General features: G+C 68.8%; 11 protein-coding genes and 3 tRNA genes. 7 read left to right on the forward strand and 7 right to left on the reverse strand.

Annotation, left to right across the window (positions count from 1 at the left end; genetic code table 11):
• Positions 1-8: 8 nt before the first annotated feature.
• From J5T34_RS09740 to J5T34_RS09750, 3 genes are all read right to left on the reverse strand, one after another.
• Entirely contained in the window at positions 9-3,704 is a 3,696-nt protein-coding gene (locus J5T34_RS09740) for a UvrD-helicase domain-containing protein (protein ID WP_208579578.1), read from the reverse strand.
• Positions 3,701-6,850: a PD-(D/E)XK nuclease family protein gene (locus J5T34_RS09745; protein WP_208579579.1), complete on the reverse strand. Its 3,150-nt coding sequence runs from the start codon at positions 6,848-6,850 to the stop codon at positions 3,701-3,703. The genes J5T34_RS09740 and J5T34_RS09745 overlap by 4 nt, the downstream gene beginning before the upstream one ends.
• 124 nt (positions 6,851-6,974) lie before the next feature.
• Entirely contained in the window at positions 6,975-7,286 is a 312-nt protein-coding gene (locus J5T34_RS09750; RefSeq protein ID WP_244258800.1) for a hypothetical protein, read from the reverse strand.
• 470 nt (positions 7,287-7,756) lie between these two features.
• Here J5T34_RS09750 and trxA point away from each other — a divergent pair, with 470 nt between their 5' ends.
• From trxA to J5T34_RS09780, 6 genes are all read left to right on the forward strand, one after another.
• Entirely contained in the window at positions 7,757-8,083 is a 327-nt protein-coding gene (trxA, locus tag J5T34_RS09755) for a thioredoxin TrxA (protein WP_006578220.1), read from the forward strand.
• A 201-nt stretch (positions 8,084-8,284) separates the two neighbouring features.
• Positions 8,285-9,547, forward strand: coding sequence for a transcription termination factor Rho (gene rho, locus J5T34_RS09760; RefSeq protein ID WP_006578219.1), 1,263 nt, complete (start codon positions 8,285-8,287; stop codon positions 9,545-9,547).
• A gap of 117 nt (positions 9,548-9,664) precedes the next feature.
• Positions 9,665-10,516, forward strand: coding sequence for a M90 family metallopeptidase (locus J5T34_RS09765; protein ID WP_208579580.1), 852 nt, complete (start codon positions 9,665-9,667; stop codon positions 10,514-10,516).
• Positions 10,517-10,721: 205 nt separating this feature from the next.
• Positions 10,722-10,988 carry a type B 50S ribosomal protein L31 gene (locus tag J5T34_RS09770; protein ID WP_174108537.1) on the forward strand — a complete coding sequence of 89 codons (267 nt, stop codon included), beginning with the start codon at positions 10,722-10,724 and terminating at the stop codon, positions 10,986-10,988.
• Positions 10,989-11,234: 246 nt separating this feature from the next.
• The gene (locus J5T34_RS09775) at positions 11,235-13,013 is read left to right on the forward strand and encodes an ArnT family glycosyltransferase (RefSeq protein WP_208579581.1); all 1,779 of its coding nucleotides are present in this window, start codon (positions 11,235-11,237) and stop codon (positions 13,011-13,013) included.
• A gap of 91 nt (positions 13,014-13,104) precedes the next feature.
• Positions 13,105-14,454 carry an MATE family efflux transporter gene (locus tag J5T34_RS09780; protein WP_208579582.1) on the forward strand — a complete coding sequence of 450 codons (1,350 nt, stop codon included), beginning with the start codon at positions 13,105-13,107 and terminating at the stop codon, positions 14,452-14,454.
• 116 nt (positions 14,455-14,570) lie between these two features.
• On the opposite strand, the gene J5T34_RS09785 is transcribed toward J5T34_RS09780, so the two are convergent.
• The 4 genes from J5T34_RS09785 to gltX all read right to left on the reverse strand — a co-directional run bounded on the left by J5T34_RS09785 (position 14,571) and on the right by gltX (position 16,708).
• A tRNA-Asp gene (locus tag J5T34_RS09785) sits at positions 14,571-14,647 on the reverse strand.
• Between the two features lie 77 nt (positions 14,648-14,724).
• A tRNA-Glu gene (locus tag J5T34_RS09790) sits at positions 14,725-14,800 on the reverse strand.
• A 101-nt stretch (positions 14,801-14,901) separates the two neighbouring features.
• Positions 14,902-14,977: transfer RNA gene (locus J5T34_RS09795), tRNA-Ala, on the reverse strand.
• 312 nt (positions 14,978-15,289) lie between these two features.
• On the reverse strand, positions 15,290-16,708 hold the full coding sequence (gene gltX / locus J5T34_RS09800; RefSeq protein WP_208579583.1) for a glutamate--tRNA ligase: 1,419 nt from the start codon (positions 16,706-16,708) through the stop codon (positions 15,290-15,292).
• 271 nt (positions 16,709-16,979) lie between these two features.
• On the opposite strand from gltX, the gene J5T34_RS09805 reads away from it, so the two are divergent.
• Positions 16,980-17,918, forward strand: a complete 939-nt coding sequence (locus J5T34_RS09805; protein WP_208579584.1) for a patatin-like phospholipase family protein — start codon at positions 16,980-16,982, stop codon at positions 17,916-17,918.
• Positions 17,919-17,947: the final 29 nt, after the last annotated feature.

Genomic DNA, 17,947 nt, shown 5'->3' on the forward strand with positions numbered 1-17,947 from the left:
CCGAGCGCTCAGAACAGCGACGCCTGCCGCGGCGATGGGGGCGCCGATAGCTTGCCCAACGCGATCCATTCCCCGTCGGCCGTCGCGATGCCCGACTCGATGCGCCGGCCCGGGAACATCGGCCGCAGCGCGGCCTCGTAGCGCCGCAGCTGGGCCGCGTAGGCGGCGTGTTCCTGCGGCAGCAGCCGCAGCTTGTAATCGACCACCACCACGCGATCGGCGTATTCGACCAGCCGGTCGATCCGCAGCAGGCGTCCCTGCGCGTCATACAGCTCGACCTCGTTGCGCGCGCTGTGTGCGCCCTCGGCCAGCAGCAGCGGCCGCAGCGCCGGCGCGTTCAGCATCGTGCGGACCGCCTGCACGGCGGCCTCGGCCTGCGCGCGCCATTCGGTGCGTGCCTGCGGACTGCCCGCTCCGGCCAGCGGAAACCAGCGCATCACGGCATCGGCATCCGGCACGCCGTCGTAGGCGCCGGGATAGCGCGTGATCCGCTCGAGCAGCGCATGCACCAGTTCGCCATGACGGGCCGCGGCGGCATCGAAGACGATCTCGTCGTGTCCGCCGTCGTGCTCGCCGTCGTGCTCGCCCTCCATGTCCTGCCCGCGGCGCCGGGAATCGACCGGCTCGACGGATAGCGCATCGCGATAACGCACGTGGAAGTCGGTAAAGCGGATCGGCCCTTCCACGCCGCCGGACGCAACACCCCGCACCCCGACGTGATCGTCCGGCAGCGCCGGCACCGGCTGGCCGACATTCGCCACCTGCAACCGCACATACCAGCTGCCGGCGATCTCGCTGCCCGCCTCCTTGCCGCCGTCACTGCCGCCCTTGCCGTTGCGCTGGATGCCGCTGACGATCAGGCCCTGCCGCGCGCGCGTCATCGCGACATAGAGCAGGTTCCAGTTCTCGCGTTCGGCCAGCGCGGCCTGCTCGTCGAAGCGCGCCGCGCGCGCCAGCCCACGCTCCGACCGCTTGCCGTACGCGGAGAAATGCACCGGTGCCGGGGCCGACGGCGGCCAGTCGATCAGGATGCCGGCGCGATCGGCGGCCGGCTCGCTGTGATTGGCGTCGAGCAGCACCACGAACGGCGCCTCCAGCCCCTTGGCCGCGTGCACGGTCAGGATGCGCACCGCATCCAGCGTGCCATTGCTGTCCTCCGCGCCCTCGGGCTCGTCGGCCTCGGCTTCTGCCGCGTCGCCCATGCCGCCTTCGTCGGGGCTCTCGTCCTCGTCGCCGCGGCGGATCGCCTGCAGCTCGTCGATGAACTTCGGCAGGCTGGGATAGCGCCCGCCATCGAGGTCGAGCGACAGCTTCAGGAACGCATCGAGATTGGCGAGTACCTGCTCGCGAATTTCCGCGGGCGCCGCCTGCGCATAGCGGCGGCGCACCTCGCCGGTGTGATAGATGTGGTCGATCAGATCGTGCACCGGCCGATGCGGCGCGATCTCGAGCCAGCCGCGCAGGCGCACCAGTCCTTCGCGCATGGCGGGCGAAGCGTGCTCCGGGCACTCGCCAGCCGACAGCGTCGGCCACCAGCGGCGCGTGCCTGCCAGTTGTGCGATGGCGATCAGATCGTCGTCGCATGCGCCCACCAGCGGGCTCTTGAGCACGTGCGCCAGATCGAGGTCCGACTCGGGCGTCATCAGGAAGGCCAGCAGCGCCGACAGGTCCAGCGCCTCGAGCGTGGCCAGCAGACCGCCCCGGCGCGGGCTCAGGCAGGGAATGCCGGCCTCGCGGAAGGCGCGTTCGTAGTCGGCCAGATAGGACTTGCGCCGGACCAGCAGCGTGATGTCGCGCCAGCAGGCCGGACGCTGGCCCTCGCCCTCGTCGACCGGCACGGTGGCGCGCAGATGGCGCAGCCAGGCGGCGACGCGGCGGCCTTCCTCGAAGCGCGGCGAATCGCCCAGCGCCGTGCGCGGCTGGGTCAGCGTGTCGCGGGATGCGGGGGCGATGTTGGCTTCGCCATTGGCGTGATTGCCATTGCCGTTGCCTTCCTCGCCATTGCCGCCATTGCCGCCGTTGCCGCCATTGCCGCCGTTGCCGTTGCCGTTGCTGTCGCTGTCGCCATTGCCGTTCGCCGGCACCAGCGGCAGCAGCCACACCGGCCCACCCTGCTGCGCCAACGCGGTGGTCTGCGTTTCGTACAGCGGATAGCGCCCTTCCGCCCGCGCCTGGTCGAACACCGCATTGACCCAGCGCAGCACGCTGCCGCTGTTGCGGCGCGTGCGGTTGGTGCGCAGCACCGTGGCGCCGAACTCGTGCTGCAGCATCTGCCGGGCCACGTCGAACAGCCGCGCGTCGGCACGGCGGAAGCGATAGATCGACTGCTTCGGATCCCCGACCAGGAACACCGTCGGCCGCTCGGCCAGATCCTGATAGCCGGCCAGCCAGCCCTGCAGGATGCGCCATTGCAGCGGGTTGGTGTCCTGGAATTCGTCCAGCAGCAGATGGCGATAGCGCGCGTCGAGCCGGACCTGCAGATAGGTCGCGGTCTGCTCGTCGCGCATCAGCCGCGCGGCCAACCATTCGAGATCGGCAAAATCCATCGCGCGCTGCTGGCTCTTGTGCTCCTGATAGCGCGACAGCAGCGCGTCGCCCAGCAGATAGAGATCGCGATTGAGCGCGAGCACCGCGGCCTCGCAACGGCGCGCGGCCACCTGGCGCAAGGTGTCGCACAGGCTCGCGTGCCGGGCCAGCAGCGCGTCGGCTTCCGCCTCGCCGCCCGCGGCCTTGACCAGCGCCGCGGTGCGCCGCAGCGCGCGCGGTTCGCCCTTGCCGGTGAAAAAGGCCTCCCAGCAGCAGCCGAACGTGTCCTGCGCCGGCTGTCCGGTGTGCGCGCCGGCCTCGGTCCAGGCCCGCATCGCTGCCAGCGCCGCACCGATGCGATCGGCATGGCCCTGCTCGGTCTTGCCGCCCTGCGCCAGGCTGGCTGCCAGCGCCTCGCACTCGGCGCGCAGTGCCGCGTCGCCCATGGCATGCGCCAGCACGTCGATGCGCGCGTCCTCGCCAAGATCGGCGGCCAGCCGCTCGGCGGGATCGTCGTCGGGCGCATCCTCGCGCATCGCCCACCATTCGCTGCGCGCATGGAACATCGCGTCGAGCAGCGCGCGCGCCGAGAACTCGCCGATCGCATCGACCAGCCGCTCGTAGGCTTCGCGGTACGGCGCCGCTTCGGGCCCCGACAGGCCGCGCCAGAACGGCGCCCATGCCTCTCGCTTCATGCGCAGCGCATCCTCGCGCAGCGCCGCGCCCGGCACGATGCCCGACGCCAGCGGCGCGCCGCGCAGCAACGTGCCGAACCAGCCGTGGAAGGTGTCGATCGCGATGCGGCCGGGGCTGGCCAGCACGCGCGCATGCAGCGTGCGGGCGCGTGGCAGCGCGGCGCGCGCGGCGTCGGGCGACAGGCCGCGCTGTTCCAGCGCGGCCAGCACCTGGGCCTCGGTGCCGCCGGCCAATTGCGCCAGCACGTCGAGCAGGCGCTCGCGCATTTCCTCGGCGGCCTTGCGGGTGAAGGTGATGGCGAGGATCTGGCTCGGCTCCGCGCCGGCCAGCAGCAGGCGCAGCAGCCGCGCCACCAGCAGCCAGGTCTTGCCGCTGCCGGCGCAGGCCTCGACCACGACCGAGCGCGCGGGGTCGCACGCGGCGCGCGTGAATTCGGCTTCGCTGACGTCCTGGCCGTCGCGCAGATAGGCGTGCACGGTCATGCCAGCGGTCCTCCTGTGTTGTCGTCGGTTTGATGGTTCGCTTGTTCGTTCCCCCGTTCGTTCCCCTGCTCGCCCGGCTGCTCGCTCATCGCGCGATCTTCTGGTGATTCCGATGTCGGCGTCGGCGCGCGCTCATGCGTGTATTTGGGCGCCGCAGCCACCGACTGCGGCAGCGCGGTCGATTGCCAATACCCCTTGCGGCACAAGCCGCGCGCATTGCACCAGGTGCAGGCCGCGGCGTCGCCAAAGGCCGGCAGCGGCGCGCCCTCGCGCAGCCGCAGCGCGTCGTGCGTCAGCTGCTCGTGCAGCCACGCCACCGCCTCGTCGAAGTCCGGCAGCGAGACCTCGCGGCGGCTGGCCGGCGAGGCACTGCGCGGCTCGTTGCGGCCGTCCTCGAGCGCGATCCAGCTGCCCGCGCGCGCGTCGGCACGCAGCAGGCCGTAGAACGGCAACTGGCAATCCTCCTGCGCATCGCGCGCCTTGCGCTTGAGCCTCGCCGCGCTTTGGGTCTTGTAGTCGAGCACCGCATGGCGGCCGTCGCGATGACGGTCGAGCCGGTCGATGCGGCCATGCAGGCGAATCGGCTGACCGTCGCGCATCGGCAGATCGGCGCCGGCATCGAGCTCGCCCGCATGCCAGTACCAGCCTTCGCGCTCGCGCGCGGCCTGCCAGGCGACATACGAGGGCAGCACCGCGAGCCAGCGTCGGTAGTAGCCGATCGCATTGCCGTCCTCGGCCATCACGCCGTCGAAGACCTCGCGCGAGACCGCCTGCAGATGCGCGATGCGCGCCGCATCGTCGCGCACGTCCTGTGCCTGCACGTCGCGGTGATAGCGCAGCAGGATCTGGTGCAGCAGCTCGCCGATATCGCGCTTCTCGAGGTCGTCGCTGACCGCTTCCAGTCCCGCCAGGCCCAGCATGCGGCCGGCGAAGAACTGATAGGGACAGCGGCGCAGCATGTTGTACGACTGCGCGGTCCAGCGCGCCGGCGCCAGTTCCGGCGCGCGCGGCGCCGGCATGCCGCCCACTTCTGCGTTGGCCTCGTACAGCGCGGGCGCAACGCTCGCGCCGATCGGCGCCCCGGCCGCTTCGCAATGCACCGCCAGCCGTTCGAGCCAGCCCGACACATGCTTGGGCTCGCCGCGGCCGCCGAAACGCTGCCAGGTCATCACCACGTCGTCGTTGTTCAGCAGCACCTCGGCCAGATCGCGCGCCTGCTGCGCGAAGCGGGCCTCGCGATCCTCCAGACCCAGTTCGCGCCGCATCTGATTGGAGAAGAACATCAGCTCGGCGGCGGTGGACGGCAGTTGCGCGTCGTCGCAGCCGACGATCACGACGCCGTCGAAGCGGCGCATGCGCGCGCCGTTCAGCGGCAGGATCGTGATGCGCGCGGCGGACGGCTCGCTCGGCTCCTTGTAGGCCACCGCTTCAAGCAGCGCGGCCAGCATCGCGCGGAATTCGGCCAGCGTCAGCGTGGCGGTGGCGCCGGCCTCGTCGTCGGGCAGCTCGTCGAGCCGCGCCAACGCGTCGAGCAATTGCACGCCGGCATCGTCCGCAGTGAGCGCAGAGCGCATGTCCAGCGCGTCGAGCGTGGCCTGCAGGCGCTGCAGCCAGAAGCCGACCGGACGCGCATCGTTGCCGCGCGGCCAGGCCTGCGCCTCGCCGGCCAGCTGGCGCAGCAGCGCCGCGGTGGCGGCCTGGGCGGCGGCCAGCGCGGCCGCTTCCTCGTCGTCCTGCGGGCCGGTGTCGGCCGTCCACTGCGGCTGCGACGCTGCCGGAAAGCGCTGCAACAGCCGGCGCCATCCGCCCGTGATGCCGTGGCGGCGCCCCTGCCGCTCGAGCAGCGCGATCGCCGCGCCGCGCTGCGGCAGTTGCGGCAGGCAGAACGGGCTCTTGAGCAGATCGAGCAGCGCCGCGGTATCGCCGTCGCCGACCACCAGGTCGAACCAGCGCATCAGCGCGGCGGCGGCCCGCGTGGTCGACAGCTTCCAGCCGGTCTCGTCGCGCACCGGCGCACCGGCGCGCGCGAGCAGGGCGCGGGCGCGCCGCGCCACCACGCGGTCATGCGCGACCAGCGCCAGTTGCTTGCGGCCCTCGTTGAGCCAGCGCACCAGCTGGTCCGCCGCGGCGGCGGCTTCGTCCTCGAAGCGCGCGCTGCCGATCAGCCGCACGCGCGGGCGGTCCGCTGGCAGGCGCGGCGCCATCAGGGCCGGCACCGCGTTCGTATCGGCGGGCAGGCGGCATTCGGGCCAGAGCGTCAGCAAGGTGCGATACCAGCTGCCATGTTGTCCCTCCCGATCGTCGGCATCATCCGGGTCAAAGCCGCTCGCCGCTTGCGCAGCGTCGCTGCCCTTCTCATCCGCGCCGTGGTGCTCGGCCTCGCCCTCGGCCGCCTCGCCGCTCCAGTCGTAGCCGATCTCCAGCACCGGCACGATCTCCGCGGCGGCACGCAGGAAGGCGGCCTCGATCGGCGTCGGCGGGGTCGGGCCGAGCCACACCACCGGCCCGGACAGCTGCTGGGCCAGTGCCTGCAGCGCACGGCGGCGGGCCGGCAGCGGATCGTCGGGCCCGGACAGCGCCTGCCAGAATGCCAGCACGATGCGCGCCTCCTCGCCGAGAAAGCGCTCCGACAGATGCGCATAGGTGCGTTGCAGCGCTTCCTGCAGCAGGCTGGCGCGGTCGTCGGCCAGCACCGCGTCGTCGTCGCGGATGGCGGCATCCTCGAGCCATCGCGCCGACAGTTCGTCGCAGACGGTCAGCACGGTCTGCGCCAGCCCCCAGGCCGCCGGTTCGGTCTGCGCGCCGAAGGCCCGCCGCAACCAGTCCTGGCCGCGGATCGCCTGCTGCACGGCAAGCAGGCGCGCGGCATGGCTGCGCACCTTGCCGCCATGCAGCATCGCCGGCGGAAAATCCAGCAGCCAATGGCCGAGCGTCAGGATGCGGGGCAGCAGGCGCGCCGCACCGGACGCGCGCGCGGCGCGATCCAGCGCCTGGCGCACGCCCGGGATCTGTGCCGCGGTCGGCACCACCAGATGCGCGGCGGACGCGCTCTGGCCGTGCTGCTCGCAGCGGTCGAGGAAATACCAGGCCGCGGCCGCGGCATTGTCGAGAAAGTCGCGGCCGGGGCGGAAACGCAGCGTCGTCATGGAGCGGGGGAAATGGCAGGGGCGAGGCTGGCGGAAGAAAGGAACATCGTGCAGGCGCGGCGCATCGCCGGCGCGCGCTCAGGCGCCGGCGTCAAGCGCCGGCATCAGGCGAGCGCGGTCGGACTCAGGAGCGGTCGCCTTCGATGCGGGCGCGGATCTCGCGCGCGGTTTCGAGCAGCCCTTCGTAGCCCGAGCGCGCGTGCTCGGGCAGGTCCGGGTCGCCCACCAGCGTACCGAGCGTCTCGATGATGCTGTAGACGAGGCCCTTGGCCGCGCCCACCGCGATGCTGTTCTCCTCGACGGCGGTACTCAGATGGGCCAGCGCGTCGCCCAGATGCTCGGCGCCGGCAGGATCGGCGCGCGTTTGCGCGTCCGCCTCGGACAAGGGCTCGGGATCGCGCAAGGGGTCGCGCGTCGGATCATGTTCGGGCGTCATGGTCGTGGCCTGATCGATTGGGGAGGAACTGCGCCGGGCCTGGTCCGGCACGCGTTCATTCTACGCGCGACGTGCCGGCACACGGCAACTGCTGGCGACTGTTCGGCAAGTGCGGCCGCCAGCGCGCACCGGGAAAACCCGATGCAACAGAATGCGATATTGACAAAATCTCTGACGCCGATTGAAAGGCATCATTGGCCTCGCGGCGCCGAGCGCGGCAAAATGGCGCCATCCCTGGTACGAGGCCGACGCCGCCGGCGCCGGGACCGCACGGTTCGCGCGCAGCACGGGCGAAGGTCGGGACGGTTGAATTCGAGGCCGCCGCCGCCATCTCCCGTATTGCAAACCCGGGCGGCCAACCCCGGCGCAGTATGGCCGGCCCCGACGAGCCGCGAAAAAGTCGTGTAATGTAGCGGTTCGGCATAATCCAGCCTTTTGAAATCCCCGAGCGAACCCTGAGGTTTTCCGCCATGAGCGAACAAATCAAGTATGTGAGCGACGCCTCCTTCGACGCCGACGTCCTCCAGTCCGACAAGCCCGTGCTGCTCGACTTCTGGGCCGAATGGTGCGGCCCCTGCAAGATGATCGCGCCGATCCTGGACGAAGTCGCCAAGGACTACAGCGACAAGCTGCAAGTGGCCAAGATCAACGTCGACGAGAACCAGCAGGTGCCGGCCAAATTCGGCATCCGCGGCATCCCCACGCTGATCCTGTTCAAGAATGGCCAGGTCGCCGCGCAGAAGGTCGGCGCGCTGTCCAAGTCGCAGCTGACCGCCTTCCTCGACGGCAACCTGTAATTGCCCCGCGCGGCGCCGCGCAACGCGCGCCGCGACAGGCATCGCCGCCCTCCCGGGCGGCCACGATCCGGCTGGCGCCCCGGCTCTGGTGCGCCGGTCGGATTGTGCTAAGATGCCCCCTACAACTTCCCCGAGCGTTCGCTCATTTCTTTCCCCTTCCTTTGCTTCCGCCCGTCCGGGCCCCATCTGTACCCCTCGTCTATGCACCTGACAGAACTCAAATCGCTTCACGTGTCTGCCCTTCTCGAAATGGCCGCGACCCTCGAGATCGACAACGCACAACGGATGCGCAAACAGGAACTGATGTTTGCGATCCTGAAGAAGCGCGCCAAGATGGGCGAAACCATCTACGGAGACGGCACGCTGGAAGTGTTGCCCGACGGCTTCGGCTTTCTGCGCTCGCCCGAAACGTCGTATCTGGCCAGCACGGACGATATCTATATTTCCCCCTCGCAAATCCGCCGCTTCAATCTGCATACCGGCGATTCGATCGAGGGCGAGGTGCGGACGCCCAAGGACGGCGAGCGCTATTTCGCGCTGGTCAAGGTCGACAAGGTCAACGGGCAGCCGCCCGAAGCGGTCAAGAACCGCATCATGTTCGAGAACCTGACGCCGCTGCATCCGAACCGGCCGCTGACGCTCGAGCGCGATATCAAGGCCGAGGAAAACATCACCGGCCGCATCATCGACATGATCGCGCCGATCGGCCGCGGCCAGCGCGCGCTGCTGGTGGCCTCGCCCAAGTCGGGCAAGACCGTGATGCTGCAGCATGTCGCCCACGCGATCGCCAACAACCATCCCGAAGCCGACCTGTTCGTGCTGCTGATCGACGAGCGTCCCGAGGAAGTGACCGAGATGCAGCGCTCGGTGCGCGGCGAAGTCGTGGCGTCGACCTTCGACGAACCGGCGATCCGCCACGTGCAGGTGGCCGAGATGGTGATCGAGAAAGCCAAGCGCCTGGTCGAGCTGAAGCGCGACGTGGTGATCCTGCTGGACTCGATCACGCGTCTGGCGCGCGCCTACAACACGGTGGTGCCGGCCTCGGGCAAGGTGCTGACCGGCGGTGTCGATGCCAATGCGCTGCAGCGCCCGAAGCGTTTCTTCGGTGCCGCGCGCAATCTCGAGGAAGGCGGTTCGCTGACGATCATCGCGACCGCGCTGATCGAGACCGGCAGCCGCATGGACGACGTGATCTACGAAGAGTTCAAGGGCACCGGCAACATGGAAGTGCACCTGGAACGCCGGCTGGCCGAGAAGCGCGTCTACCCGTCGATCAACCTGAACAAGTCCGGCACGCGCCGCGAGGAACTGCTGATCAAGCCCGAGATCCTGCAAAAGATCTGGGTGCTGCGCAAGTTCATCTCCGACATGGATGAAGTGCAGGCGATGGAATTCATCCTCGACAAGATGAAGGCGACCAAGAACAACGCCGAATTCTTCGACATGATGCGCCGCGGCGGCTGAGGCCGCCCGCCATCGCTCGCATCGCTTGAAGTCAAGGCGCGCCACGGCGCGCCTTTTTTCCGTCCGCGCCACGCTGCCCGTATTCACCGACTGAGCCCCACTGAGCCGACCGCCGCCATGCTCGCCCGCCTCGCCCGACTGCTGCATGCCCGCTCGCGCCAGCGCAAGCTGCGCCGCTACGCGATCGACGACGCGCTGTGGCAGCAGACCGTTGCCTCGTTGCCCTTCCTGCAGCGCTACGGCGCCGACGATCTCTCGGCGCTGCGCGAGCTGGCCACGCTGTTCATCGCCGACAAGGAATACTCGACTGCGCACGAACTCGCGTTGACCGACGAGATGGTGGTCAGCGTCGCCGCGCAGGCCTGCGTGCCGATCCTGCGGCTCGGGCTGGAGTGGTATCGCGGCTGGCACGGCATCGTGCTGTACCCCGGCGAATTCATCATCCGGCGGACCGTCGAGGACGAGATCGGCCTGGTGCATGGCGTGGTCGAGGAGGCCAGCGGCGAGGCCTGGGAACGCGGACCGGTGATCCTGTCGTGGCCGGACGCGAGCCTGCCGGGCGCGGGCCTGGACGCCGCCGCGGATCAGCCGGACGACACCTACAACGTGGTGATCCACGAGTTCGCCCACAAGCTGGACATGCTCGACGGCGAGGCCGACGGCGTGCCGCCCTTGTCCCGCGCGCTGCATGCCGGCGTGCAGCGCAGCCAGTGGGCGCAGACGTTCGACGCCGAATACCAGCGCTTTGCCGACGCCTGCGACGCGGTGCCGGACGCAGCCTGGGAGGATCCGGACCGCTTGCCCGCGCCGATGCGGGTGATCGACCCCTATGGCGCGGAGGCGCCCGGGGAATTTTTCGCGGTCGCCTCGGAGGCGTTTTTCGTCGAGCCGGCCGGGCTGTCGCGGCATTGGCCGGTGCTCTACGGCTTGCTGAAGACCTTCTACCGGCAGGATCCCGCATCAATGTGACACACGAGGCGCACGGCCGCGCTGCAACGTCACCACGCGCTGCGTGTTGCACCTTGCCCAAGTCCTTGTTTCTCTGCCATAATCCGCGTTTGTCCGTCACCGGCAAGTGGTTCGCTCGCCGCCAGCCAGCGCAACAACGAATGGTCAACACGATGGCCAGGCATTGGCGGCCGCGGACTGGCTACCCAACCTGCAAGGAAACACCATGAAAGAAGGCATTCACCCGAATTACCGCGAAGTCGTGTTCGTCGACGTGTCGTGCGACTTCAGCTTCGTGACCCGCTCGACCATCCAGACCAAGGAAACGATTACCTGGAAGGATGGCAAGGAATATCCGCTGGCCAAGATCGAAGTGTCGTCGGAATCGCACCCGTTCTACACCGGCACCCAGAAGATCATGGACACCGCCGGCCGCGTCGAGAAGTTCCGCCAGAAGTTCGGCAGCAAGCTGGGCAAGTCCGCCGCGAAGTAATCCGGCGCTGGACCCAGAGACGGCGCCGGCAGCGCATCCCGCATGCCTTCTGCCGCCGTCCGATGCGCGCCTTCCTGCAGGAACCGGTGCACATTGTGTTAAAAGAGGCAGCCCAGGCTGCCTCTTTGCTTTTGCAACGCGTCTGGCGCCGCGCGGTCTTCGTTCTGTTGCATCCCATCTACCGCGCCCGCCAAGTCCGGTGCCAAGCCCTGCGCCAAATCCGCCGCCCAGCCCGCTGACCGATCGATGAGCCCCGTCAAAGCCTCCCGCGTCCACCTGACCGCCGCCGCCACCGGAGCCCTGCCCCGCGCCCTGCTGCTGGCGATCTGCATCATCTACGGCGCCGTCGGCCTGTTCGGCCGCGACCCGTGGAAGAACGAAGACGCCGCCGGCTTCGGCGTGATGTGGCAGCTGGCCATCGGCGGCCTGCACGACTGGCTGATGCCGAACATCGCCGGCCGGCCATACGGGCAGGACGGCCCGCTGGTGTTCTGGGTCGGCGCCACGATGATCCGGCTGGCCAGCGGCTGGCTCGGCGCGCCCGATGCCGCGCGGCTGGCCACCGCGCTGTTCTATTTCGCGACCTGCGCCTTCATCTGGTACGCGACCTATCTGCTGGGACGGCGCGCCGAGGTGCAGCCGTTCGCCTTCGCCTTCGGCGGCCAGCCCAATGCGCGCGACTACGGGCGCACGCTGGCCGATGGCGCGCTGCTGATCTTCCTGGCCTGCGTCGGCCTGGCGATGCGCGGGCACGAGACCACGCCGCAGGTCGGCCAGGTCTGCTTTGTCGCGATGAGCCTCTATGGCCTGGTGCGCAGTCTCGACATGCCGACCCAGGGCGCGCTGTGGCTGGGCGCCGGGCTGGGCGCGCTGACGCTGGCCAGCGGGCCGATCCTGCCGCTGGTGCTGTTCGCCGCGATCCTGATCGGTGGGCTGGTCTGCAAGCCGCTGCCGTTGCGGCGCGTGCTGACGATCGCGTTGCCGATCGCGCTGGCGATGGTCGCGGCCTGGATGGCGGCGACCTACTTCGGGGCCGCGCATCGCGACGAGGCGGTCGCCTTCATCCGCGAATGGTCGCGCTACGACCGCCGCACCTACAGCTGGCCGAACGGCTTCGCGATCGGCTTCGTCGCCCGCAATTTCTTCCTGTTCTCGTGGCCGGTGTGGCCGATCGCGATCTGGTCCTGGCTCAGCTGGGCCGGCATGCGGCGCGGGCCCCATGTTGCGCTGCCGCTGGCGCTGCTGCTGCCGCTGTTCGTGCTGCTGCTGATGCTGCGCCAGCCCGGGGACGTGCAGTTCATCCTGCTGCTGCCGCCGATGGCGGTGCTGGCGGCCTTCGGGCTGCCGACGCTGACGCGCGCCACCATCAATGCGATCGACTGGTTCGCGCTGCTGTTCTTCACGATCTTCGGCGGCTTCGTCTGGTTCATGTGGCTGGCCAAGACCACCGGCTGGCCGCCGCGGATCGCCAACAACATCTTCAAGCAGCTGCCCGGCTATCAGCATGTGTTCTCGGTCAGCGCGGTGCTGTTCGCGATCGCCGCGACCGCCGCCTGGGTGCTGGTGGTGCGCTGGCGGCTGTCGCGGGCGCCCAAGCAGATCTGGCGACCGGTGGTGATCTCGGCCGCCGGCACCACGCTGATGTGGGTGATGGCGATGACGCTGTGGCTGCCGTCGATCAACTACGGCAAGACCTACCGCGATGTCGCCGAGGCCGCCTCGATGGCGCTGCCCTCGACCTACGAATGCGTGCAGCCGATCCGCATGGGCGATGCGCAGCTGGCTTCGTTCGCCTTCTTCGGGCATTTCCGCTTCGGCGGCCCGGAGGACGGCTGCGACGTGCTGCTGCGGCACGATCCGGTCGATTACGGCGCGCCGTCGAGCATCTCGCGCTTCGAATGGCGGCTGATCTGGGAAGGCCGCCGCCCGTCGGACCGCGACGAGCGCTTCCGCATGTACCAGCTGCTCGAAAAGCCCGCGGCCCCGCCGCGCAAGAGCACGCGCCGGCTGCCGCGCCAGCCTTGATCGCCGGGCTCGGCGGCCGGGGCCTCAACCCTTCGCACGGCGCCATCGCGTGGCCGCCCTGCCGCGGCCCGCGCCACGCCTTCGAACGACCATGACCCTGACCCAGGACCTTCGCCGCATCGCCGCGCTGGCCGGCCCCGTGCTGGTCGGCCAGCTGGCCGTGATCGCCTTCAGCGTGATCGACACCATCATGGCGGGCCGCGCCTCGGCCACCGATCTGGCCGCCGTGGGGCTGGGCGGATCGATCTATGTGACCGTCTATATCAGCCTGATGGGTGTGCTGCAGGCGCTGGCGCCGATCGCCGGGCAGCTCTATGGCGCCGGCCGCCACGCGGAGATCGGCGTCGAGGTCCGGCAGGCCGCATGGCTCGGCCTCGCGCTGGCGGTGCCCGGCATGCTGCTGCTCAGTTTCCCCGGCCCGCTGCTGGCTTTCGCCAAGGCGCCGCCCGAGCTGGTCGACAAGGCCACCGCCTACCTGCATCTGCAGGCGTTCGGCCTGCCGGCGGCGCTGGGCTTCCGCATCTATTCGGCGCTGAACAATGCGCTGTCGCGTCCGATCATGGTGACGCTGCTGCAGTTGCTGGGGCTGGCGGTCAAGGTGCCGCTCAACGCGTGGTTCATCCATGGCGGACTGGGCCTCGCGCCGATGGGCGGCCCGGGCTGCGCGCTGGCGTCGACGCTGATCAGCTGGATGTGGTGTGTGTCCGGCGTGCTGATCCTGCGCCAGGGCAGCGCGTATCGGCCGCTGGGCATCTTCGCCGCGTGGAGCTGGCCGATGCGTTCGCATCTGTGGGCGCTGCTGCGGCTTGGCGTACCGATGGGGCTGACCTATCTGATCGAGATCACCTCGTTCACGCTGATGTCGGTGTTCATCACGCGGTTGGGCACGGTCGCGCTGGCCGGGCATCAGATCATCGCCAACCTCGGTGCGGTGGCCTATATGCTGCCGCTGTCGCTGGGCATCGCCACCTCGACGCTGGTCGCGCAGGCGGTCGGCGCCCGCGACCGGGCCGGCGCGCGCCGCGTCGGCTGGCGCGGGATCCGGCTGGCCGCCGCGCTGGCGTTGGCGGTCGGGGCGACGCTGTGGCTGTTGCGCGCGCCGGTGCTGCATGCCTATGCCAGCGATGCGGCGGTGGTGCAGGCGGCGTTGCCGCTGGTGATCTTTGTCGCGCTCTATCAGGCTTTCGATGCCGTGCAGGTGACGACGGCCTTCGTGCTGCGCGCCTACAAGATCGCGCTGGTGCCGACCCTGATCTATGCGCTGTCGCTGTGGGGAATCGGCCTGGGCGGCGGCTATCTGCTGGGATTCGGTCTGATCGACGGGCTGCCGGCATTCACGCGCGGCGCGGCCGGGTTCTGGCTGGCCAACAGCCTGAGCCTGGCGATCGCCGGGGCGCTGCTGGTGTTTTACTTCATTCGGATCAGCGAGGAGCGCAGCTAAGGGCGGGCGTTCTTGGGACGCCCTGCCCTGCGCCTGCTCCGCGGCAAACCCAGGAGCAAAAAATCCGTGCGGCAAAAAGAAAAACCCGCATGGCGCAAACCATGCGGGTTCAGTGTTGGCGGAGTGGACGGGACTCGAACCCGCGACCCCCGGCGTGACAGGCCGGTATTCTAACCGACTGAACTACCACTCCTTAGTCGGCTTATCGATATTGCTGCACCGAGGTGCGGGCTTTACCGATAATCTGGACGTTTGATTACGCCCATTATCTGGCGTCCCCTAGGGGATTCGAACCCCTGTACTCACCGTGAAAGGGTGATGTCCTAGGCCTCTAGACGAAGGGGACAGAAACTTGTTTTTCAACACGTTCCGTCTTGTTCCGAGAACCCGGCGAACCGGCTTGTCGAAACGGATAACACCGTACTGCTGATGTTATCGCTGGAATCTTGGTGGAGCTAAGCGGGATCGAACCGCTGACCTCTTGCATGCCATGCAAGCGCTCTCCCAGCTGAGCTATAGCCCCATAGTTACTGCTGCCGCCGTTATTGCACCGGCGTTTCGTCTTTCGTTTCCGGATTATCGTCTCGTTTTACCGAAGCGATTATCTTGTCGTTTCCAGCGAAGCCAGGATTATATAACAGCCTTGCTTTTTTGCAAGCCCCTATTTCACTTTTTTACTGCTTCGGCTGTCGTCGATATCGTTTGTGATATTCGCTGATAACCGCTGCGGTACTGCCGTGATGCCCGCTTGGTGTTGAACCGCGCTGCAGGGAGAAAGAGATTATGCGCAAGTCGCGGCAAAAGCGCAAGCCCCTGCCGCAACTTTTTTGCCGGATCAGACGCCAACGCTGCCGCCCACACCGGCCTGCAGCCGGCGCAGCACCGCATCGCGGCCAATCAATTCCAGCACCGCGTCGATGCTGGGCGTCTGCAGCTGGCCGACCACCAGCAGGCGCACCGGCATCGCCAGCTTCGGCATCTTCAGACCGAACTCGGCCAGCACCGCCTTGAACTCGGCGGAGATCGCCTCGCGGCGCCATTCGCTCAGCGCGGCCAGGCGCTGCGACAACGCGCGCACGGCCGGCACGATCTCGTCGGTCAGATGTTCGGCCTTCAGCGCCGGATCGGGCTGCGGCTCGCCGCGATAGAACAGCAGCGCGGTCTGCGCGACTTCCTTCAGCGTATTGGCGCGGTCCTTGACCAGCGCCACCACGCCGACCAGGTCGGCGCCCTCGACCTTGCCGCCCAGCTGCTCGATGAAGGGCCGCGTCAGCTCGGCCAGGCGTTCGTTATCGCCGACCTTGATGTAGTGGTTGTTCAGCCAGGCCAGCTTTTCCGGGTTGTATTGCGCCGGCGACTTGCCCAGATGTTCCAGGTCGAACCATTCCACGAACTGATCGCGCGAGAAGATCTCGGCGTCGCCGTGCGCCCAGCCCAGCCGCGCCAGATAGTTCAGCACCGCCTCCGGCAGATAGCCTTCGTCGCGGTAGGCCGTCACCGCCATCGCGCCATGGCGCTTGCTCATCTTCTCCCCATGCTCGTTCAGCACGGTCGGCAGGTGCGCGTAGACCGGCGGCGTGCCGCCCAGCGCGCGGATGATGTTGATCTGGCGGGGCGTGTTGTTGACGTGGTCGTCGCCGCGGATCACATGCGTGATCTTCATGTCGAGGTCGTCGATCACCACGCAGAAGTTGTAGGTCGGCGTGCCGTCCGGCCGCGCGATGACCAGGTCGTCGAGTTCGTCGTTCGAGATCTCGATGCGGCCCTTGACCGCGTCGTCCCACACCACGCTGCCGCCGATCGGATTCCTGAAGCGTATCACCGGGTCGACGCCGGCCGGCGGCGTCGGCAGGACCTTGCCCGGCTCGGGGCGCCAGAAGCCGTTGTAGCGCGGCTTCTCGCCGCGCGCGCGTTGCTCTTCGCGCAGCGCGTCCAGTTCCTCGGTGCTCATATAGCAGCGGTACGCGAGGCCCGCGTCCAGCATCTGCTTGACCACCTCGCGATAGCGGTCCATCCGCTGCATCTGGTAGAACGGCCCCTCGTCGATGTCCAGGCCCAGCCAGTCCATGCTTTCGAGGATCACGTCGACCGCTTCCTGCGACGAGCGCTCGACGTCGGTGTCCTCGATGCGCAGGATGAAGTCGCCCTTCATGCGGCGGGCGAAGGCCCACGGATACAGCGCGGAGCGGATATTGCCCAGGTGGATGAAGCCGGTCGGGCTCGGGGCGAAGCGGGTGCGGACGCGTGTGGTCATAGACGGGAAGACAGGGGGATACCGCGGAAACTCGGCAAACAAAAAGGCCCGCGCAACAAAGGGCGGGGCCGACGATTCGGAGCGGGTAATTGTAGCAAAGGCATCTGCCACTCCCCGGCAGATGTATCTGCCACCCCGCTCCGGAAGCCGCACCGCGGAATCATTTATGCTATCGCCCGGTCTGAACCGCTGCCGCCGCCGGCGCCGATCCAGACGCGACGCGCCGGAACGCCGGCCCCGGGGCCCCGCCCTTCCCCTTTCGACTTCCCGCATGCAACGACGTACCTTCCTGAGCGCGGCCGCGGGCGCCACCGCGGCGTCCCTGCTGGCGGCCTGCAGCCTGGGCCCCAAACCCGACACTCCCGCCGAGCCGACGGCCGCCACGCCGCCGCCGCGCCCGGTGCGCATCGGCCTGGCGCTGGGCGGCGGCGCCGCGCGCGGCTTCGCCCATATCGGCGTGATCAAGGCGCTGGAGGCGCACGGCATCCGCCCGGACCTGGTCACCGGCACCAGCGCGGGCGCGGTGGTCGCAGCCCTGTACGCCTCGGGCATGGACAGCTTCGAGTTGAACAAGCACGCGTTGAAGATGGACGAGGCCACCATCGCGGACTGGGCCCTGCCCTTCGGCACGCGCTTCGGCGGCTGGCTCAAGGGCGAGGCGCTGCAGAACTACGTCAACCGGCTGGTCGACAACCGGCCGATCGAGGCGATGAAGATCCCGCTGGGCATCGTCGCCACCGACCTGAAGACCGGGCGAGGCATCCTGTTCCGGCGCGGCAACACCGGGCAGGCGGTACGCGCGTCCAGCAGCGTGCCGGGCGTGTTTCAGCCGGTGTCGATCCAGGGGCACGACTATGTCGACGGCGGCCTGGTCGAGCCGGTACCGGTCGACTCGGCCCGCAGCATGGGCGCGGATTTCATCATCGCGGTCAACATCTCGGCCGACCCGGCCAGCCAGAACAACGCCGGCCAGAGCGGCGTGCTGCTGCAGACCACGGCGATCATGGGACAGTCGATCAACCGCCTGGCGCTGGCGCGCGCCGACGTGGTGATCCGCCCGGACCTGCCGGACATGAGCGGCAGCGACTTCGGCGCGCGCAATCGCGCGATCCTGGCCGGCGAGAAGGCCGCCGTCGCGGCGCTGCCCGCGTTGCGCGAGAAGCTGGCGCAGGCGCGCCTGCAGCCGGCCGCGGCAATCGCCGGGAAATAGAAAGGGAACGAGAAAGGGAACGAGAAAGG

Origin of the sequence: Cupriavidus gilardii, assembly GCF_017598945.1 — a bacterium.
Classification (GTDB): Bacteria; Pseudomonadota; Gammaproteobacteria; order Burkholderiales; family Burkholderiaceae; genus Cupriavidus; species Cupriavidus gilardii_E.

What these genes read in the sequence shown, in the direction of transcription:
- J5T34_RS09740 (WP_208579578.1), bottom strand. Translation starts at nt 3,704, where the DNA reads ATGACCGTGCACGCCTATCTGCGCGACGGCCAGGACGTCAGCGAAGCC.
- J5T34_RS09745 (WP_208579579.1), bottom strand. Translation starts at nt 6,850, where the DNA reads ATGACGACGCTGCGTTTCCGCCCCGGCCGCGACTTTCTCGACAATGCC.
- J5T34_RS09750 (WP_244258800.1), bottom strand. Translation starts at nt 7,286, where the DNA reads ATGACGCCCGAACATGATCCGACGCGCGACCCCTTGCGCGATCCCGAG.
- trxA (WP_006578220.1), top strand. Translation starts at nt 7,757, where the DNA reads ATGAGCGAACAAATCAAGTATGTGAGCGACGCCTCCTTCGACGCCGAC.
- rho (WP_006578219.1), top strand. Translation starts at nt 8,285, where the DNA reads ATGCACCTGACAGAACTCAAATCGCTTCACGTGTCTGCCCTTCTCGAA.
- J5T34_RS09765 (WP_208579580.1), top strand. Translation starts at nt 9,665, where the DNA reads ATGCTCGCCCGCCTCGCCCGACTGCTGCATGCCCGCTCGCGCCAGCGC.
- J5T34_RS09770 (WP_174108537.1), top strand. Translation starts at nt 10,722, where the DNA reads ATGAAAGAAGGCATTCACCCGAATTACCGCGAAGTCGTGTTCGTCGAC.
- J5T34_RS09775 (WP_208579581.1), top strand. Translation starts at nt 11,235, where the DNA reads ATGAGCCCCGTCAAAGCCTCCCGCGTCCACCTGACCGCCGCCGCCACC.
- J5T34_RS09780 (WP_208579582.1), top strand. Translation starts at nt 13,105, where the DNA reads ATGACCCTGACCCAGGACCTTCGCCGCATCGCCGCGCTGGCCGGCCCC.
- gltX (WP_208579583.1), bottom strand. Translation starts at nt 16,708, where the DNA reads ATGACCACACGCGTCCGCACCCGCTTCGCCCCGAGCCCGACCGGCTTC.
- J5T34_RS09805 (WP_208579584.1), top strand. Translation starts at nt 16,980, where the DNA reads ATGCAACGACGTACCTTCCTGAGCGCGGCCGCGGGCGCCACCGCGGCG.